The 17,442-nt window shown below is 73.4% G+C and carries 18 protein-coding genes; 9 read left to right on the top strand and 9 right to left on the bottom strand.

The window, feature by feature from the left end:
* Window positions 1–589 precede the first annotated feature (589 nt).
* Window positions 590–2,098 (bottom strand): HEAT repeat domain-containing protein, encoded by a 1,509-nt coding sequence (locus tag HNR21_RS15235; protein WP_182705747.1) that lies wholly within the window; start codon window positions 2,096–2,098, stop codon window positions 590–592.
* On the bottom strand, window positions 2,095–3,360 hold the full coding sequence (locus tag HNR21_RS15230; RefSeq protein ID WP_182705746.1) for a serpin family protein: 1,266 nt from the start codon (window positions 3,358–3,360) through the stop codon (window positions 2,095–2,097). The genes HNR21_RS15235 and HNR21_RS15230 overlap by 4 nt, the downstream gene beginning before the upstream one ends.
* A gap of 161 nt (window positions 3,361–3,521) precedes the next feature.
* Here HNR21_RS15230 and HNR21_RS15225 point away from each other — a divergent pair, with 161 nt between their 5' ends.
* The 3 genes from HNR21_RS15225 (at window position 3,522) to HNR21_RS15215 (ending at window position 6,715) form a co-directional block, all read left to right on the top strand.
* Window positions 3,522–4,196 carry a response regulator transcription factor gene (locus tag HNR21_RS15225; protein WP_182705745.1) on the top strand — a complete coding sequence of 225 codons (675 nt, stop codon included), beginning with the start codon at window positions 3,522–3,524 and terminating at the stop codon, window positions 4,194–4,196.
* On the top strand, window positions 4,193–5,194 hold the full coding sequence (locus tag HNR21_RS15220) for a sensor histidine kinase (protein WP_182705744.1): 1,002 nt from the start codon (window positions 4,193–4,195) through the stop codon (window positions 5,192–5,194). The genes HNR21_RS15225 and HNR21_RS15220 overlap by 4 nt, the downstream gene beginning before the upstream one ends.
* 96 nt (window positions 5,195–5,290) lie before the next feature.
* Window positions 5,291–6,715 (top strand): B12-binding domain-containing radical SAM protein, encoded by a 1,425-nt coding sequence (locus tag HNR21_RS15215; RefSeq protein WP_119727688.1) that lies wholly within the window; start codon window positions 5,291–5,293, stop codon window positions 6,713–6,715.
* Between the two features lie 49 nt (window positions 6,716–6,764).
* Here HNR21_RS15215 and HNR21_RS15210 read toward each other — a convergent pair whose 3' ends face one another.
* Entirely contained in the window at window positions 6,765–7,352 is a 588-nt protein-coding gene (locus HNR21_RS15210) for a Rossmann-fold NAD(P)-binding domain-containing protein (protein WP_182705743.1), read from the bottom strand.
* 117 nt (window positions 7,353–7,469) lie between these two features.
* Here HNR21_RS15210 and HNR21_RS15205 point away from each other — a divergent pair, with 117 nt between their 5' ends.
* Window positions 7,470–7,955 (top strand): hypothetical protein, encoded by a 486-nt coding sequence (locus HNR21_RS15205; protein WP_119727687.1) that lies wholly within the window; start codon window positions 7,470–7,472, stop codon window positions 7,953–7,955.
* A gap of 136 nt (window positions 7,956–8,091) precedes the next feature.
* On the opposite strand, the gene HNR21_RS15200 is transcribed toward HNR21_RS15205, so the two are convergent.
* Together HNR21_RS15200 and HNR21_RS15195 are read right to left on the bottom strand one after the other, a co-directional pair.
* Window positions 8,092–8,721, bottom strand: a complete 630-nt coding sequence (locus tag HNR21_RS15200; RefSeq protein ID WP_182705742.1) for an LUD domain-containing protein — start codon at window positions 8,719–8,721, stop codon at window positions 8,092–8,094.
* A gap of 77 nt (window positions 8,722–8,798) precedes the next feature.
* Window positions 8,799–9,254, bottom strand: a complete 456-nt coding sequence (locus HNR21_RS15195) for a nuclear transport factor 2 family protein (RefSeq protein WP_182705741.1) — start codon at window positions 9,252–9,254, stop codon at window positions 8,799–8,801.
* Window positions 9,255–9,485: 231 nt separating this feature from the next.
* On the opposite strand from HNR21_RS15195, the gene sigJ reads away from it, so the two are divergent.
* The 3 genes from sigJ (at window position 9,486) to HNR21_RS15180 (ending at window position 12,472) form a co-directional block, all read left to right on the top strand.
* Window positions 9,486–10,418, top strand: a complete 933-nt coding sequence (gene sigJ / locus HNR21_RS15190; protein WP_182705740.1) for an RNA polymerase sigma factor SigJ — start codon at window positions 9,486–9,488, stop codon at window positions 10,416–10,418.
* A gap of 190 nt (window positions 10,419–10,608) precedes the next feature.
* Complete coding sequence (locus HNR21_RS15185; protein WP_119727684.1) at window positions 10,609–10,977, top strand: MmcQ/YjbR family DNA-binding protein; 369 nt, start codon at window positions 10,609–10,611, stop codon at window positions 10,975–10,977.
* A gap of 184 nt (window positions 10,978–11,161) precedes the next feature.
* Entirely contained in the window at window positions 11,162–12,472 is a 1,311-nt protein-coding gene (locus HNR21_RS15180) for an FAD-dependent oxidoreductase (RefSeq protein WP_182705739.1), read from the top strand.
* Window positions 12,473–12,752: 280 nt separating this feature from the next.
* Here HNR21_RS15180 and HNR21_RS15175 read toward each other — a convergent pair whose 3' ends face one another.
* Window positions 12,753–13,040 carry a DUF1330 domain-containing protein gene (locus tag HNR21_RS15175; protein WP_182705738.1) on the bottom strand — a complete coding sequence of 96 codons (288 nt, stop codon included), beginning with the start codon at window positions 13,038–13,040 and terminating at the stop codon, window positions 12,753–12,755.
* A 158-nt stretch (window positions 13,041–13,198) separates the two neighbouring features.
* Entirely contained in the window at window positions 13,199–13,963 is a 765-nt protein-coding gene (locus tag HNR21_RS15170) for a class I SAM-dependent methyltransferase (protein ID WP_182705737.1), read from the bottom strand.
* A gap of 114 nt (window positions 13,964–14,077) precedes the next feature.
* Here HNR21_RS15170 and HNR21_RS15165 point away from each other — a divergent pair, with 114 nt between their 5' ends.
* Entirely contained in the window at window positions 14,078–14,671 is a 594-nt protein-coding gene (locus HNR21_RS15165) for a TetR family transcriptional regulator (protein WP_182705736.1), read from the top strand.
* Between the two features lie 60 nt (window positions 14,672–14,731).
* Here the strand turns inward: HNR21_RS15165 and HNR21_RS15160 are convergent, their stop codons facing one another.
* A complete protein-coding gene (locus HNR21_RS15160; protein ID WP_220500169.1) occupies window positions 14,732–14,887 on the bottom strand; it encodes a hypothetical protein in 156 nt (51 codons plus the stop codon).
* A gap of 131 nt (window positions 14,888–15,018) precedes the next feature.
* Between HNR21_RS15160 and HNR21_RS15155 the strand changes: the two genes are divergently transcribed.
* Window positions 15,019–16,251 (top strand): PucR family transcriptional regulator, encoded by a 1,233-nt coding sequence (locus HNR21_RS15155; protein WP_182705734.1) that lies wholly within the window; start codon window positions 15,019–15,021, stop codon window positions 16,249–16,251.
* Between the two features lie 69 nt (window positions 16,252–16,320).
* Here HNR21_RS15155 and HNR21_RS15150 read toward each other — a convergent pair whose 3' ends face one another.
* On the bottom strand, window positions 16,321–17,232 hold the full coding sequence (locus tag HNR21_RS15150; RefSeq protein ID WP_182705733.1) for an arginase family protein: 912 nt from the start codon (window positions 17,230–17,232) through the stop codon (window positions 16,321–16,323).
* Between the last annotated feature and the right edge of the window lie 210 nt (window positions 17,233–17,442).

The raw sequence follows: 17,442 nt of genomic DNA, 5'->3' as shown, positions 1-17,442 counted from the left end.
GACGGCCCGTTCCGTGAAGGCTCGCCGCGTGGCGGCGGAATCTCCGGTGACCGCCCGCGGCCCGGCGCGGGCCCGCTCCCGAAGTCGCCGCTCATCGCGTATCCCGCACGCCACTGCCTGCCGGAACGTCCGTTCCGAGCCAGGCCGGCCACGCGCGGTCGCAGATGGGGTTCACCGAGCGGGAACCCCTGTCAGGGGCCGCCTCGCGCGGTGCGAGTCATGGGGCTCGGATTTCCACGCCCCGGCCCCGGGGCGCGGGTCGATGGAATTTCCATCAGAATCCCGCCGGTGGTCCTCGTCGATCCGGCCCTGCGGCCTCTCCTCGGTGACACCATGGACGCGCGCCACCGAAGACGGTGGTCCGTGACCCTCCTCGTCCATGTCGTGAAACAGATCCCGCCATTGATGGAGAGCGCGGCGAGAGCTCCTGCGGGATTCCCTCACGCAGTCACTTCCTGCAGACCCCGAACGGTTCCGGCCCGTTGTCCCCGGTCTTCCAGACGAGCACGTCGTCCATGCGTTCGCGCAGACCTTGGAGCACGGTCTCGAAAAGGAACGCGATGACTGATGCCGTAGGTCCGGCCGGGACTCACGCCGGTCTGCTCGTTTCCACCAGCCAGCGCAGCAGGCGCGTCCGGTCGGGGCCGAGGGCGGGGGCGGCGGTGGTGAGCAGGGTGCGGATCCGCTCCCGGGCGGCCGGTGACGGGGGCGTGTACGCGGTGGCGGAGTCCCGCCGCATCCAGGCGACCAGGTCGGCGCGGCCTCTGGCGGCGAGTTCGGGGTCGGGGTCGGTGATCAGGACGAGATCGGCCTCCACCCGGGTCCAGGCGTCCCGGGACCGCAGCAGGCGGTGCGCGCCCAGCCGGACGTGGCGGGGCCGTTCGCCGTTCAGCAGTTCCCACAGCCGACCGGTGAGCGGGAGGCCGGGTTCGCCGCGCAGCGCCCGGGTCACGGCGCGGACCACCGCCGGGGCGGGGTCGGTGAGCATCGCCGCGATCGGATCCATCGGCCCGCCGAGCCGGCGGACCGCCCGGACCGCCTCCGCCCGGACGCGCGGCCGTCCGTGCCCTAGCAGCGGCAGGAGCAGATCGACGTCGTCGGCGGTGCCGCACTCGCCCAGCCCTGCCACCGCCCCCGGCGAGACCTCACCCGTCCGTGAGTCCGCCTCCGAGCCCGCCGACACAGCGGCGCGGTAAAGCCCGGCGGGATCTTCGCCCGCGCGGCGGACGGCCCACTGGGCGGTGGCGCGCAGCAGCGTCGAGCGGGTCCGCAGGAACGCGACGCCCGCTTCCGGGCGGCCGATCTCCACCAGCCCGGTGAGCGCCTCGACCCGCACCCGGGCACAGCGCGCTCCCAGCAGCCGTTCCAGCCGGGCGGCGTCCCGTTCCCGTGCGGCGGTGCGCGCGACGGCCGCGGCGCAGCGGACCCGGCTGACCGGGTCGATCTCGGTCAGCGCGGCGTGGACCAGGGCGTCCTGGCCGGCCCGGCCGGAGTCCAGCCAGATCTGGTGGGCGGCCCGCCGGGTCCGCAGGTCTGTCGCGGCGCGGGCGGCGGCGAGCGTGGCGTCCGGGGCGGCGGCCAGCGCCCGTGCCACCGCGGTGAACGCGTGGTCCCCGCGCAGCCGGGCGCGCAGCAGGACCGCCACGCCCAGGACTGTCGCGGCCTGTTCCGGGGAGAGCACGCCGGGGGCGGCGAGCATCTCGTCGAGCGTCCGCCGGGCCTGCTCGCGCACCGGCGGAGCCCAGTCGGCGGTGCGGATCATCAGAACGGGCAGCAGCCGCGGGTCCGTCCGCACGGCCTCGGACCGCACGGCCCATTCCCGTTCCCTGCCGTTTCGGGAGCAGGCCGCCAGCAGAGCCGCCAGCGGACGCGGCCCGCCGACCACCACCCGCCACCGCCCGGTCGCGTGATAGGCGGACGCGGCGCGCAGTTCGTCGTCGAGCCGCGGCCACAGCGCCGGGGGCGCGGCCGTCAACGCCGTCAGCGCCTGCTCGGCGGCCTGCCGGTCCCTCGCCGCGTCGACGAGCCGTCCGGCCAGTTCCCACCGTTCCCCGGCCCGGTCCGCAGCCGCCGCGACCAGTGCGGGCCAGTCCGTCACGAGCCCCTCCGCCACCAGCCGCGCTGTGGAGACCGTACGGGCTCCTCCTCGATCTCCACGACAGCGGGCGCCCCGGCGGGTTCGGGCTCGGCGACCCAGCCCGCGGTCAGGATCAGGCCGCTGGTCCGGTGGACGGTGAGGAACCCGAAGGGACGGTCGAAGCGGACTTCGATGACCTTGACCCGGTAGGTGCTCGAAGGGGGCGCCGCCCCGCCCGGAACGGCGGTGAAGGCGGTGACCGCGGCGGCCTCGAAGCCCAGCGCCTGGAAGGAGGCGAGGGCGTCCTGCCGGGCCTGGCCGATGGCCAGCGGTTCGGCGCTGATGCCGGGGAAGTGGCCCCGCCCACGGTCGGTCACGCTCTGCAGGCCGAACACCTCGGGCACCTTGAGCAGGTCGTGGGAGGAGGTGACGGTGAACCGCGGCACCGCCTGGTACAGGACGTCACCGGGGGTGAAGCTCTCGACCGTCCGGACGACGACCCCGGGTGCGGCGTCCCCCTCGGGCAGGGCGGAGCCGCCGGTGATCCGGTGCCGCCCGGCCAGCGCGGCGACGCCCGCGGCGAGCACGTCCCCGGCGGACCGGGCGGGGTCGCCGAGCAGCAGGTGGACGTCGATCTCCCCCGAACCCGCGACGCGCAGCATGGTCAGCGGCCCGCCCGGGGCGTCGGCCGCCCGCAGGTCGTCGAACGTCCAGAGGGCACGCCGAAGCACGGCGATCTCCCGATCGGCCCAGGGCCCGGCCGCCGGCCGGTCCGGAACCTCGCTGAACGGGTGGTCCCAGGCCGTGCGGACGGTGAGCGCACCGGCCAGCACCAGCCGCGTGTCCTCGTCGATCTCGACGGGCATGGCGGGGATGAGCCCGCCGGTCCGCTCGTCCGCCCAGGCGTTCAGCCGTTCCTGGTCCTCGCGGGGCTTCCCGGTCAGCTCGCCGCGGGTGCCCGCCGGGATCTGCCCGGCCCATTCCGGGCGCAGCGGCAACCCCACCCCGGTCCACAGTCCCAGCGCGGACCGGACGGCCGGTGACGCGTCCAGCACGCCCAGAACCTCCCGGGCGGCCCGGGCGGCGCCGGCGGCGTCCACCCCGACGGCCTGCTGCAACTCGTCCCGCCCCGGCCCGGCGGCGCCCTCGGCCAGGAACGCCAGCAGCGGCCAGACCCCCGCCCCGGAGAACACGACCGACTCCGTCCCCGAGCAGGCCGCCGCGGCCCACCGTACGGTCAGCGCATTGACCGATTCGATCAGCGATCCCCCGTCATGCCCCATTTCAACGCCCTTCGCCGTCACCGCCTCGGATGCGTGATCGTCCCACCGGCCCACCCGCCCGGACAACGCGATTCCGGCCCGTTCGCCCCGGAACGCCGGGATCGCGGTGCGGGTGAGGCGGGGCATCGCCCGGCCGGGCCTGCGGCTTCTAGAGTTGGCGCGTGCCGAGTCACCGCATTCTGGTCGTGGAGGACGAACCGGCCATCGCCGACGCGGTGGCCGAGCGGCTGCGGGCGGAGGGCTTCGACGCCGCGGTCGCCCGCGACGGGCTCGGCGCCGTCGAGCGGTTCCGCCGGTACCTGCCGGACCTCGTCGTGCTGGACGTCATGCTGCCCGGCCTGGACGGGCTGGAGGTCTGCCGGCGGATCCAGGCCGAGCGGCCCGTGCCGGTGCTGATGCTCACCGCGCGCAGCGACGAGACCGACCAGCTCGTCGGGCTGGGCGTCGGCGCCGACGACTACCTCACCAAGCCGTTCAGCATGCGGGTGCTGGTCGCCCGGGTGCGGGCGCTGCTGCGCCGGGTCGAGCGGGTGCGGAGCGGGCCGCATCCGGTGGTGCGGCTCGGCGACCTGGAGGTGGACCGGGCGGCGCGGCGGGTCCGCCGGGACGGGGCCGAGGTGCATCTGACGCCGACGGAGTTCGAGCTGCTGGCCTTCCTGGCCGGCTCCCCCGGCACCGTGTTCTCCCGGGCGCAGTTGCTGGAACGGATCTGGGGCTGGGCGGACGGGGCGGGGACGCGCACGGTCGACAGCCATGTCAAGGCGCTGCGCCGCAAGCTCGGCGGCGAGGTCATCCGGACCGTGCACGGCGTCGGGTACGCGCTGGAGGCCCCGTGACGATCCCCCGTCCGCTCGATCCGCTGCGCTCCATCAAGCTCAAGCTGGGCCTGCTGGTGGTGGCCAGCACCTGCGCCACCGCCCTGGTCCTCAAGGAGGCGCTGGAGGCGGGCATCCGGGGCAGGTACGCCCTGCCGGTCGCCGTGCTCGTCTCGCTGGCGGTCACCCAGTTCCTGGCGCACGGCATGACGTCCCCGCTGCGCCAGATGACCGCGGTGGCGCGGGCGATGGCCGAGGGACGCTACGACCGCCGGGTGCGGGCCAGCTCCCGCGACGAGGTCGGCGAGCTGGCCCGCGCCTTCAACAGCATGGCCGACGAGCTGGCCGAGGTGGACCGGCGGCGGCGCGAGTTCATCGCCAACGTCTCCCACGAGCTGCGGACGCCGATCAGCGCCCTGCACGCCCAGCTGGAGAACATCGCCGACGGGGTGACACCGGCCCGGCCGCAGACGCTGCGGGTCGCGTTGGACCAGACCGAACGGCTCGAACGGCTGGTGGCGCAACTGCTCGACCTGTCCCGCCTGGACGGGGGCGGGCGGTTCCTCGACCGCGCCCGCTTCGCCGTACGGCCGTTCCTGGACGACGCCGTCGAGCAGGCGCGGATCGCGCATCCGCAGGTCCGTTTCACGGCCGAGGCGCCCTCCGGCCTGGCGGTGCGGGCCGACCGGGACCGCCTGCACCAGGTGGTGGCCAACCTGCTGGACAACGCCGCCCGGCACGGCGGGGGCACCGTCGTCGTCACCGCCCGGGCGGTGCGCGCCGGGCTGGTGCTGGAGGTCGCCGACGACGGGCCGGGCATCCCGCCGGACCAGCGGGACCGGGTGTTCGAACGGTTCTCCCGCGGCGACTCCTACGGCTCCGACGGCGGCACCGGCCTCGGCCTGGCCATCGCCCGCTGGGCGGTGGAGCTGCACGGCGGACGCATCGAGGTGGTCGACCCCCCGGCCGGCTCGGCGCGCGGCTGCCGGATCCGGGCGCTGATCCCGGACGCGGGCTGATCTTCACAACCCCTTCACAGAACCCGCGCCGGACCCCCACCGGCGATGATCGTCAGGGCGGTATCCAGGTCGGTGACCGACCTGGAGGAGCCCCCCATGCGAGTGAAGATGATCCTGCCCGCGCTGACCGAGGCGACCTCGCCGCTGTTCCGCCCGATCAAGTACTCGCTGTTCCCGCCGCTCGGGCTGGCCACGCTGGCCGGCTACCTGGACCCCGACGACGAGGTGACGATCACCGACGAGCACGTGCAGAAGGTCGACACCTCCGACGAGCCCGACCTGGTGGTGATCCAGGTCTACATCACCTCCGCGCGCCGCGCCTACGAGCTGGCCGACCTGTACCGGGCGCGCGGCGCGTACGTCTGTCTCGGCGGCCTGCACGTGACGTCGCTGCCCGAGGAGGCCGCCCGCCACGCCGACACCGTCTTCACCGGGCCGGGCGAGGACACCTGGCCGCGTTTCCTGGCCGACCTGCGCGCCGGGCGGCCGGCGCCCCGCTACGACTCCACCGAGCGCACCCTGACCGGGCTGCCGCCCGTCCGCCGCGACCTGATCGACCGGAGCCGGTACCTGGTGCCGAACTCGATCGTGGTCTCCCGCGGCTGCCCGCACGTGTGCGACTTCTGCTACAAGGAGGCGTTCTTCGAGGGCGGCAAGTCGTTCTACACCCAGACCGTGGACGCGGCGCTCGCCGAGATCGACCGGCTGCCGGGGCGGCACCTGTACTTCCTGGACGACCACCTGTTCGGCAACGCCCGCTTCGCCGCCGCCCTGTTCGACGGGATGCGCGGGATGGGGCGGCTGTGGCAGGCGGCCGGGACGGTGCAGACGGTGCTGCGTCCCGGGCTGCTGGAGAAGGCCGCCGAGTCGGGGCTGCGCAGCCTGTTCGTCGGCTTCGAGACCGTCAACACCGCCAACCTGGCCGAGCAGCGCAAGTGGCAGAACATCGACCGGGACTACGGCGCGGCGATCCGGCGGCTGCACGACCACGGGGTGATGGTCAACGGCAGCTTCGTCTTCGGGATGGACCACGACGACGCGAGCGTGTTCGACCGCACCGTCGAGTGGGCGATCGGCAACGGCATCGAGACCGCCACCTTCCACATCCTCACCCCCTATCCCGGCACCCGCCTGTACGAGCGGATGGCCAAGGCGGGGCGGCTGCTGCACTCCGACTGGGACCGCTACGACACCCGCCACGTCGTCTTCGAACCGGCCCGGATGACCGCCCGCCAGTTGGAGGACGGCTACTGGCGGGCCTACCGCGACTTCTACCGCTGGGGGTCGATCCTGCGCGGCGCCGCCACCAAGCCGACCCTGGCGGGCAGGATGCGCCACGTCGCCTACGCGGGCGGCTGGAAGAAGTTCGAACCCGCCTGGGACCTGGCGATCAGGGCCAGGCAGGTCGGCCGCACCCTGCCGGTCCTGGAGACGATCCTGGCGGGCGGCCCCCGCTCACGCACCCGCCCCCGGCGGACCGAGGCACCGGACCCGGCCCGGCGACGGGAACTCTCCGTGTAACCGACGCGGCGTCCTGCCGCTCTCACAGGGGGTCCTCCCCGAGGCCCTGTCAGGGGCGGAAGTCGTCGACGTGATGCCGGGCCCACTGGGCGAACGTTCGCGCGGGCCGCCCCGTCACCTCCTGCGCGGTCGGCAACGGCCCGTACGCCGACAGGTCGATCTCCTCCCGTTCGGACGGATCGGCCGGTGCCCCGGAGTAGTCCTCGAACCCCAGCAGGAAGTCGGCGTTCTCGGCCGCGAACCCGCCCTGACGCAGGTAGGTCTCCCGTGCCCGCTCCGGGGTGACCCGCTCGAACCCGATCCGCCGTCCGAGCGCCTCCCCGATCAGGCGGATCTGCTCGCGGTGGGTCAGGAACTGCGGCCCGTTGAGCGGGTAGGCCCTGCCCTCGTGCCCGTCCTCCAGCAACGCCGCCGCCGCGACGTCGGCGATGTCGTCCTCGTGCACCGGGCACCAGCGCGCGTCGGGGAACGGGTCGCGCACCACGCCCTCGGCGCGGATCGACGGCCCCCACAGCCACAGCTTGTTCAGCATGAACTCGCCCGGCCGCACATGCGTCCACGCCACCCCCGACGCCTCGACGGCCCGCTCGACGGGAAGATGGAAGTCGGTGTACGCGACGGCAAGAACGCCGCGCATCCGCCTCGCCGAACGGGCCGGAACCGTCAGCCCGGCCTGCCATGATCGGCTCTCGGCCTCCGGCCGCCCCGAGAGCATCCACCGGACCCACCACTCCGGCCGACAGAGGAGAGAGCCGTGGGCGTCATCTTCGAGTACTTCCGCGCCGCGGATCGCGACACCGCCCGCGCCCGCCTGCTGAGCACCCCGTACGGGACGCCCGAGCCGGCCGTGGACGCCGTCGACACCAAGGGCTACGACCCGTTCGTCGTCATGGGACGGCTCATGGCGCTCGTCCTGAACCGGCCGTGGAGCCCCGACCTCGTCAGCGAGGAGATCATCTGGCCCGAAGAGCCCTACCCCGAGAACGAGGAGGACCTCCCGGAGGACTCCCCCTGGAACTCCGGCGTCGTCCTGGTGGAACTGCCCGCCTCGTTCAGGGACGCCTTCGCCGACGTGGACGACTACGCGCTGCCGTGGATCGCCGACCAATGGCACCGCATCGAAGAACTCGACGGCGGCGTGGACGCGGGCTTGGCCCTTGACTTCATCGAGGAGTTCGTGGCCTTCACCCGCCGCGCCGAGCAGGCCGGGGACCGGCTCTACTGCCTGATGGTCGCCTGATCGGTTCGTGCGGGGACGTTCGGGTGGGCGATGCCGGGCATGCGGCCCCGCGCCACCACCCCGCGTGTGCGCTCGCCGTCGTCGGGGTGGGGGCACGGATCCGGTGGTGCGGGGGCCGTGATCGCTGCTGGTGGTTTCAGAAGCCGATGGCTTCGCGGAGCAGCAGGACGGTGCCGCGTCCGGGGTGGGGTTCCGCGTTGAGGATGAGCAGGCGGTTGACGGCGCTGGGCTGCCCGTAGGCCACCTGGGCGCGGGCGCTTTCCAGCGGGAGGGCGTGGTCTTCGACGCGGCGCAGCGCGGTGTCCAGGTCGGGCACCACCTTCTGCGCCCCGACGATCCAGATCGCGCGGGCGGCGCCGCCGGCGTAGGCGGGCAGTTGGCTTCCGCTGTACGAGGCGACCACGAGGGAGCCGGTTTCGGTGAGCGCGGCGACGCTGCCCACGACGACGTCGGGGCCGGCGAGCATCCGCCGGATGTCGTCGGCGCGGGTGGCGCGGTCCATGGCCAGGGCGCGTGGCTTGACGGCCTGGTACCGCCCGCTGGTGTTGATGTCCTCATCGATGCCGGACAGGCGGAGGGTCTCGCTGGCCGCGGTGAACACGCCGGCGCCTTCGGGGATCAGCTCTTTGACGCGGGTACGCGCGGCGACGGCGTCGTCGAGGATTTCGGCGGTGAACCCGTTCGCCGTCAGCGCGGTGGCCGCCCGCTCCAGACGCCGCGCGGGCGCCGGGTCTGCGAACGGTGTCGCCGGAACGGGGATGGTCATGGTGCCTCCTGGTCGTGGGGTGCAGGTGGTGCCGGATCGGTGTCGCCCGGTCCGCGGGCGTGTTCCCGACCGGCGGGTCAGCGGGGGCCGTCTGCCGTCTGGGGCGCCGAGCCCGTCAGCGGACTGTGGTCCAGGTAGCGGACCTCGTAGACGCGTTCGGTGAACTTCCACCCTTCGCCGGTACGCCGGTAACGGTCGTGGTAGATGGCGTAGTTCAGGTGCGAACTGCCGTCGCGCAGGCGGATGAGCTCTTGGAGGTAGGCGCGGCCGGACGCGGTGTCGCCGTCCAGCCGGATCGTGCCCGGGTGGGTGGTCTGCACGAAGAGGGCCACGAGAGCCTCCCGCCGCTCGCGCCAGGCGCGGATCTGTTCCCGGCCGGCGAGTTCGACGGGAACGTTGGGCATCCGCAGCACGCCGTCCGGTGTGAACAGCGAGGCGATGCGGTCGTAGTCGCACATCATCGCCGCGTCGGTGAACTCGCCGCGCAGCGCCTCGATCTCGACGCGGTCGGCGACGGCCTGGAAGTCGCTCATCGTTCCCTCCTCGTCGCATCCAGGCCGGAGGGGCCGCGGTCGTTGATCGCGGCGTTCACAGGAGCCGGTCGTGAGGCCGCTGAGCTTCCCGTCCGCTGGATGCCGTGTTCTGCTCAGTGGCTACGACGACGCAGCCCGCCGGAATGTGAGGCGGCGCGTCGGCCTCACAGTTCGGCGCCGTATCTCGTCGTACTGGTGAGGACGGATGTGACCGAGGGAGTCGACGGCGCCATGACCAACCGATCCGAGCCGGGAGACGACCGGCCCGACCCGAGCCTGAGCGTCGTCATGAGCGAGCGGCGTCGGCTGATCAATCTCGCCTACCGGCTGCTGGGCTCCCTGGCCGAGGCCGAGGACGTCGTGCAGGAGACCTACGCCCGCTGGTACGCCCTGTCCCGGCAGCAGCAGGAGGCCGTCGCATCGGTCGGCGGCTGGCTGACGACGGTGGCCGGCCGCATCTGCCTGGACCTGCTCGGCTCGGCGCGGGCCCGGCGGGAACGCTACGTGGGCCAGTGGATCCCCGAACCGCTGCCCGAACCCACCGAGTGGATCACCGGACGGCCGGGCGCCGCGGCCGACCCGGCCGACCGGGTCACCCTGGACGAGTCGGTCACCATGGCCTTCCTCGTCGTGCTCGAATCGATGACCCCGGCCGAACGCGTCGCGTTCGTCCTGCACGACGTCTTCCGCTACTCCTTCGCCGACGTGGCCGAGATCGTCGGCCGCACCCCGGCGGCCTGCCGCCAGCTGGCCTCCTCGGCCCGCCGCCGCATCCGCGCCGCGCAGACCCCCACGACCCCGGCGGCGCGGCAGGCCGGCATCGTCCGGGCTTTCAAACAGGCTTGGGAGGCCAAGGACATCGACGCCCTCATCGGCCTCCTCGATCCCGACGCCACGGCGACCGGCGACGGGGGCGGCCTGGTCAGCGCCGCTCTCCACCCGATCGAAGGCGCCGAGCAGATCGCGCGCTTCCTCACCGACCGGATCAGCGCGGCGCCCGACGTGACGTTCCTGGAACGCATGGTCAACGGCAGGCCCGGCCTGGTGGCCCAGCTCGACGGCGTCACCGTGTCGGTGATGGCGTTCGACGTCGCAGGCGACCGGATCAAGCGCATCTGGACGGTGGTGAACCCCGACAAGCTCCGGCCCTGGACGACGGGTTGACCCTCGCCTCCATGCCATGGGTCCGCCGACGGCCCTGGGCTGACGCGTTCCCGTATCGCGGGATGAGACCAGCCCCGTTCTCGACTTCACCCGCAGCGAGTTGACTGCCCGTGAGCCCGCCATCCGCACGGCACCCCGGGCCGCCCCACGGCGCGGTGGTTCTGTCACTGCCGTGTGCGAGCATCGCGGGATGAGCGAGGAACTGTACGAGGCCGTCACCGGCTACTGCGAGGAGTTCCTGGGCAGCGTCAAGGAGTACCCGTTCGGCGAGTCCGCCGGTGTCTACAAGGTCGCCGGGAAGATGTTCGCCCTCATCGCCGAGGACGCCCGGCCGCCGAGGCTCAGCGTCAAACTCGACCCCGAGGAAGGGCTCGCGCTGCGCGCCGAGTACCCCGACCACGTCCTCCCCGGCTACCACCTCAACAAGCGGCACTGGAACACGATCGTCCTGGACGGCACCCTCGACTCCGACGAGGTACTCGCCCTGCTCAGACAGTCCTACGACCTGGTCGTCGCCGGCCTGCCCAAACACCTGCGCCCGCCCGCCCCGGACCGCTGACCCGCACCGCGCGGGACCTGCTCCCGCAAGCCGCCCACCCCTCCGCCATCTTCACCGGCCTTCCCCATCGGGAGGCGCCGGCCGTTGGCGTCGCGCCGCAAGGGCCGCGTTCGCGGCGGGTGGCCGGGGATGTGACGTGGCCCGTGGAACGGGCAGGGTCCCGTACGACGATGGGGGGCCTGCGATGAGCGAAGCGGTGAGGGAGACGGCGCGCCACGGCACGACGTGCGCGATCGTCGGTGGTGGGCCCGCCGGGATGGTGCTGGGCCTGCTGCTGGCCCGGGCGGGGGTGGAGGTCACCGTGCTGGAGAAGCACGGCGACTTCCTGCGGGACTTCCGCGGCGACACCGTGCATCCGACGACGCTGCGGCTGTTGGACGAGCTGGGCCTGTACGAGCGCTTCGCCGTTCTGCCGCACAGCGAGATCCATCAGGTGACCTTCGACCTGGACGGGGGCGAGAAGGTCGCCGTGGCCGACTTCGACCGCCTGCGCCTGCCTCGCCGCTATCGCTGCATCGCGATGGTGCCGCAGTGGGACCTGCTGAACCTGCTCGCCGAAGCGGGCCGGGACGAGCCGGCCTTCACCCTGCGCATGCGCACCGAGGCCGTCGGGCTGCTGCGCGAGTCCGGCCGGATCACCGGCGTGCGTTACCACGGCCCGGACGGGCCCGGCGAACTGCGCACCGACCTGACGGTGGCCTGTGACGGCCGCTGGTCCCTGTGCCGGCGCCAGGCCGGTCTCAAGCCCCGGGAGCATCCGGTGAACATCGACGCCTGGTGGTTCAAGATCCCCGTCGACGGCCCCATCGGCCCCTCCCTGCTGCCCCGCACCGCACCGGGCAAGGTGACCGTCGCGTTCCCGCGCGAGGGCTACCTGCAGATCGCCTACCTGGGACCCAAGGGCATCGACGCCCGGCTGCGGGCACGGGGCATCGAGGCGTTCCGCCGCGACATCCTCGAACTGATGCCCGAGCTGTCCGGATCGGTGGACGGCCTGCGGTCCATGGACGAGGTCAAGCATCTGGACGTGCGCCTGAACCGGTTGCGCCGCTGGCATACCGAGGGGCTGTTGTGCATCGGCGACGCCGCGCACGCCATGTCCCCTCTCGGCGGCGTGGGCATCAACCTGGCCGTCCAGGACGCCGTGGCCGCCGCGACGCTGCTGGCCGGGCCGCTGTCCCGGCGCCGCGTCACCGGCCGGGACCTGGCGGCCGTCCGGCGGCGCCGCCTGCTGCCCACCGTCGTGACCCAGACGCTGCAGCGCGTGCTGCACCGCCGGGTGGTCGACCCGATTCTGGCGGGCCAGAACGCCACTCCGCCCACAGCGGTGCTGGCCCTCATCAAGCGTTTCCCCCAGCTGTCAGCCGTGCCCGCCTACCTCGTCGGGGTCGGCATCCGCCCCGAACACGCTCCCCCGTTCGCACGCCGGGCACCACGCAGCCAGGCACCGGCCGCCTCCCCCCGGACCGGCCCGGCCAGTCGATCACATCCATGATCTGGCGCCGCAGGTGCTCGTCCTTGCCGTCCCGGTGCTCCTGTAGCAGCATCACGCAGGCGTCGATGGAGGCCGATCCGTACTGGGCCGAGCAGCCGAGCCGAGTCCGCCGACCCGGCCCTGCGCCGCCCTGCAGACCCTCAGCGAGAACGCCGCCACGACCGGACGCCGGACCAAGCCGACTTCGCCGCCCGCCCTGCTCCTACAGGCCGTTGGCGAGAACGCGACCACACCCCGGAGCCAGGCCAAGCCGCCCCCCGTGCCACGCTTCGCCCTGTCCCTACAGGCCCTTGGCGAGGATGACGACTCCGGTGGTGGCGGCGACCCGGTCCTTGGAGATCTCCTGGTACTCGGGTGAGTACGCCCACGCCTCAAAGGCTTCACGATCCTGGAACGACATGAGGATCACCTTGTCGTAGGGCCACTCGCCCTCGATGACCTCCGGCTGCTCGTCGACGGCCAGCAACCGCCCCCCGTACTTGACGAACACCTCCATGAACCTCGCGACGTAGGCGTCATAGCGCCCGCGGTCGTGGATGGAGATCTGGGCCAGGGCGTAAACCGTCATGCCCGAGAGCGTACCGAACGCAATTCGGCTTCAGGAGACCGCTCCGGGCGGTACCGGGTGGACGACCTCGCGCCGCCGTGGATCGCGGACCGGTGGCGCCGCATCGAGGAACGCGACGGCAGCGCGTACCCCTGCCCCGTCCCGCCCGGCCTCCCGGGTCAGGCGGTGGTTCGGGTCGCGGTGACCACCACCGTGGTGTAGCGCATCGTGAAGCCGCCGCCCACCGCGTCGATGGCGGTGCCGACGTCCGCGAGCAGCTCCTCCAGCTTGGCCGGCGGAAGCCGGGTGAAGACGCCATGGGTGGGCACCTGGTCCAGCCATTCGTCCCGGGTGTAGGAGTGCTCCCAGTCGAACCGCCACTGTTCCGGCTCGCCGAACGCGCCCGCTTTCTCGATGCCGTCGGCCGCCTTGGCGAGCAGCGGCGAGTACGCGTCCAGGGACTGCCCCGTCATGGCCCGGGGGTCCACCGGCGAGTCGGGCAGGATCCGCCGGTAGACCGCGACGAGCGCCTCCGCCACGTCGGGCGGGAGCTGGAACACGTTCCAGAACGCCGCCAACCGCCCGCCGGGGCGCAGCACCCGCGCCGCCTTGGCCGCTCCCGCGACCGGGTCGACCCAGTGCCAGGCCTGCCCGGCGATGACCGCGTCGAAGCCGCGGCCGGCGGGGTCCCAGTCCTCGAACGCGGCCACCTCGACCTCGACTCCGCGGCGCCGCGCGAAGTCGGCCATCCGCGCGTCGGGCTCCACCCCGAGCACCCGGCAGCCGGCCGCCTGGAACTGCCGGGCGTCTATGCCGGTGCCGCAGCCGACGGCGAGGACCTCGGGCCCGGGGCTGGCGGCGGCGATCCGCTCCACCATCACCTCGGGATAGCGGGGCCGGGTCCGGTCGTAGCGTTCGGCGTCCGCACCGAACGATTCGGCCATCTGCCTGGCCTGATGGGGCTCCGGCGCGGGAGGACGCGATCGTTGCGGGGGTATGGTGGGCATGCGCCCACAATAGTGGGCACGTGCCCACTCGGCTACGGAGGGACGCCTGGAATGCCGACAGGGGTGGCCATGCGCGACGCGCGCCGGCAACTGTTCGACGCCGCCGAGCGCATCCTGCTGCGGGACGGCCCGAACGCGCTGACCAGCCGGGCCGTCACCACCGAGGCGGGCTGCGCCAAGGGCGTCCTGCACCGGCATTTCGCCGACTTCGACGCCTTCCTCGCCGAACTCGTCCTCGACCGCACCGCCCGGATCGACGCCCAGGCCGCCGCCCTGCGCGAGTCCGCCGGAACCGGCACCGTCGCCGGCAACCTCGCCGACGCCCTGACCACCCTGTTCGGATCGGTCGCCCTGGCGATCATCGGCCTCGTCACCTTCCGTGACGGCCTGCGCGCCCGGCTGCGCCGGACCCGGCCGACCGGCGTCCCCATGCTGACCGAGGCGACCGCCATGCTCGCCGCCTACCTCACCGCCGAACGCGACCTGGGCCGCATCACCCCGGACGCCGACGTCGACACCCTCGCCCTCACCCTGATCGGCTCCGGCCATCTGCTGTTCGCCGGCCGTGAGGGCACACCCCCCGAGCCCGAGGCCGTCCACAAGGTCGTCACCACGATCCTCAACGGCGTCACTCAGGAACCCTGACCCGGCACGGCGGCGAACGGCTCCAGTGCCCCGCCGCCGGCGGACCCGGCGTGCAGCGGATCACGGGCGTTCGGCCGTGGCCTCGATTCCCGCCGCGCGCAAACGGGAGGCGAGGAGTTCCATTTCGGGGAGCGTCCCGGTGAGGGTTCCGGTCCGGATCCGCCGGAGCGTCTCCTTGGCCCGCGACAGGTCACCGCCCAGTTCGGCGCGCAGCACCTTCATCAGCGTGGTCGGGCGGGCCTGTTGAGCGCGGTGAGGGTCGAGGGTGGGCGGGATGCACAAAAACGGGGGGTGGGGGATGGGGGCGGGTATGGCGTTTCTGTGCGGTGGGTGGCATTCTCGGCGGGGTGCGGCAGGATGGGGGCACGGTGCGGATTCCGCGGTTCGATCGGGAGACCGAACGGGCCATCGCGCAGGCGTGGTCGTTGCTGTTGCCGTATGCGGACGAGATCGCCGAGAGCATCACGCAGGCGTTGATGGAGGCCGATCCGTACTGGGCGGAGCAGCCGCCGGACCTGCAGGCCGACCAGCGGCGGGGCGCGCGGGAGCACGTGCGGCGCGGGCTGGCGGCGATGGCCGGGGTGGCGCGGCCGGACGAGCAGCCGATCGACCTGTGGCGGGAGACCGGGCGGGTGCGGGCGCGGCAGGGCGTGCCGATGGACCGGGTGCTGAACGCCTACAACCTCGGGTCGCGGATGCTGTGGGAGGCGCTGCTGCGGCTGCGCTGGAACGGCGAGATCGACGTCGACGAGCATCTGCTGCTGCTGGCCGGGCAGCGGCTGTGGGCGGCCCTGGACATCCAGAACGCCACCCTGGTCGACTCGTACCGCACCGAGAGCGCCCGGCTGCAGCGGCGCGACCTGCAGCGGCAGCAGAACTTCCTGGACGGGCTGGTGGACGGGCGCGGCACCGACCCGCTGTTCTCCAAGGAGGCGCGGGAGGCGCTGGGGCTGGCGCCCGCCGACCCGGTGGCGTGCGTGGTGGCGCTGCTGGAGGACCCGCCGGACGAGCCGCTGCGGGGGCCGCAGGACCGGCTGGAGAGGCTGGGGGTCCTCTCGCACTGGCATGTGCGGGGCGGCAACTACTTCGGGCTGGTCTCGCACGGCGGCCTGCCCCTGGACGATCTGGTGGCGGCGCTGCGGCCGGGGGTCGCGGGCCGGGTCGGGGTGGCCGGGGCGCTGGACGGGATCACCGGGTTCGCCACCGCGTACCGGCTGGCGGCCCGCGCGGCCGAGTCGCTGCCGCGCGGCTCGCAGCGGATCGTGACGGTGCGCGGCCGGCTGCCGGAGGTGCTGGTCACCGGCAGCCCGGAGGTCGTCCCGGTGCTGGTGCAGGAGACCATCGGGCCGCTGCTGGCCCAGCCGCCCAACCAGAAGGACGTGCTGCTGCGCACCCTGGCGGCCCTGCTGGACCACAACGGCTCCCCCACCCAGGCCGCGCAGGTGCTGTTCTGCCACCGCAACACGGTCATCTACCGCGCCAAGCAGATCGAGTCCCTCACCGGCCGCGACCTGCAGAACGCCCGCGACCGCCTGGAGCTGTCCCTCGGCCTCATCGCCTCCGGCCACGACCCGCACTGAACGCCGAACGCCGAACCCTGCGCGAACGGCGACCGCGGTCTTGCCTGTCAACGGGCCCCTGGTTGTGGCTCAACTCTGGTGGCCGGTCCGCGCCGACAGCCCTCGGCGCAGGCATTCGGCGAGGCGGACAGCGATCGTCCCCTCGGGGTCCAGGCGGGGGTTGAAGATCGTGACGTCGAGTCCCCGGGCTCGTTCGTCGGCCAGTGCCGTCCGCAGCACGCTCTCCAGTTCCGGCCACGTCAGCCCGCCGGGGAGCCGGTAGTCGACGGCCGGCATGACGGCGTCGTCCAGGACGTCGACGTCGAGGTGGACCCAGAATCCGGCGCTCGCGCCGGCGGTCAGCCGGTCGATCGCCCGGCGCGCCGCCGTGGCGGCTCCGGCCGCGCGCACCTCGTCGAGGTCGAGCGCGTACAGCCGTGGCGGCAGCGGCTGCATCCCGGCCTGGGCGGACTCGGCGGTGTCGCGGAAGCCGAAGGCGACGACGTCCTCGTCGCGCAGCAGGGGCCCGCGGCCTTCGAGGTCGGTGAGCAGCCGGGGGCCGCGGCCCGTGGCCAGGGCGAGTTCCATCGAGGCCGCCTCGCCGGCCGGCTCCGCCGCCGGCTGGTAGAAGTCGGTGTGGCCGTCCAGGAACAGCAGCCCGTGGCGTCCGCGGCGGCGCAGGGCCAGGAGGTTGCCCAGCAGGATGCTGCAGTCACCGCCGAGGACCACGGGGAAGCGGCCGCGGTCCAGGACGTCGCCGACCGCGTCGGCCAGCCTGACCGAGTACCGCGCGATGCCCACCGGGTTGAGGATCCCGGTGTCGGGATCGCGCCTCGGGTCGTACGCCGGCGCTTCGACCCGGCCGGCCCGCACCGCCCCCAGCCCGGCCGTCAGACCGGCGTCGAGCAGGGCGGCCGGCAGGTCCTGAACGCCGGACGGCCGCAGCCCGAGCACGGACGGGGCCTCGATGATCGCCAGTTCCCGCACGTCCGACCCCCCCATCGGCGCGGCGGCCCTGTGACCGGCACGCCCCTCCCTGCCACCACGCGGTCCCGCGGCACGGACAATGCGCCGCCACCACGTGGACCGACATGCCTTCCCCCGGCCGCCACCCCGACACATGCGCCGCGTCCGCTTCCGGCCACACCGCACAGAGACCGGACCGGCCTGCCGTGTCCACCGGCAGCGCCGTTGCCGGGTGCGGTCCGTGCG

This window comes from Thermomonospora cellulosilytica (assembly GCF_014138835.1).
Taxonomy (GTDB): Bacteria; Actinomycetota; Actinomycetes; order Streptosporangiales; family Streptosporangiaceae; genus Thermomonospora; species Thermomonospora amylolytica.
This window is presented reverse-complemented; position numbering and strand designations above follow the sequence as displayed.

Excerpts from the sequence above, each read along its gene's own strand:
- HNR21_RS15175 (WP_182705738.1), bottom strand. The coding sequence starts at position 13,040 with ATGACGGTTTACGCCCTGGCCCAGATCTCCATCCACGACCGCGGGCGC.
- HNR21_RS15195 (WP_182705741.1), bottom strand. The coding sequence starts at position 9,254 with ATGAGCGACTTCCAGGCCGTCGCCGACCGCGTCGAGATCGAGGCGCTG.
- HNR21_RS15185 (WP_119727684.1), top strand. The coding sequence starts at position 10,609 with ATGAGCGAGGAACTGTACGAGGCCGTCACCGGCTACTGCGAGGAGTTC.
- HNR21_RS15180 (WP_182705739.1), top strand. The coding sequence starts at position 11,162 with ATGAGCGAAGCGGTGAGGGAGACGGCGCGCCACGGCACGACGTGCGCG.
- HNR21_RS15200 (WP_182705742.1), bottom strand. The coding sequence starts at position 8,721 with ATGACCATCCCCGTTCCGGCGACACCGTTCGCAGACCCGGCGCCCGCG.
- HNR21_RS15230 (WP_182705746.1), bottom strand. The coding sequence starts at position 3,360 with ATGGGGCATGACGGGGGATCGCTGATCGAATCGGTCAATGCGCTGACC.
- HNR21_RS15170 (WP_182705737.1), bottom strand. The coding sequence starts at position 13,963 with ATGGCCGAATCGTTCGGTGCGGACGCCGAACGCTACGACCGGACCCGG.
- HNR21_RS15210 (WP_182705743.1), bottom strand. The coding sequence starts at position 7,352 with ATGCGCGGCGTTCTTGCCGTCGCGTACACCGACTTCCATCTTCCCGTC.
- HNR21_RS15215 (WP_119727688.1), top strand. The coding sequence starts at position 5,291 with ATGCGAGTGAAGATGATCCTGCCCGCGCTGACCGAGGCGACCTCGCCG.
- sigJ (WP_182705740.1), top strand. The coding sequence starts at position 9,486 with ATGACCAACCGATCCGAGCCGGGAGACGACCGGCCCGACCCGAGCCTG.
- HNR21_RS15150 (WP_182705733.1), bottom strand. The coding sequence starts at position 17,232 with ATGGGGGGGTCGGACGTGCGGGAACTGGCGATCATCGAGGCCCCGTCC.
- HNR21_RS15165 (WP_182705736.1), top strand. The coding sequence starts at position 14,078 with ATGCCGACAGGGGTGGCCATGCGCGACGCGCGCCGGCAACTGTTCGAC.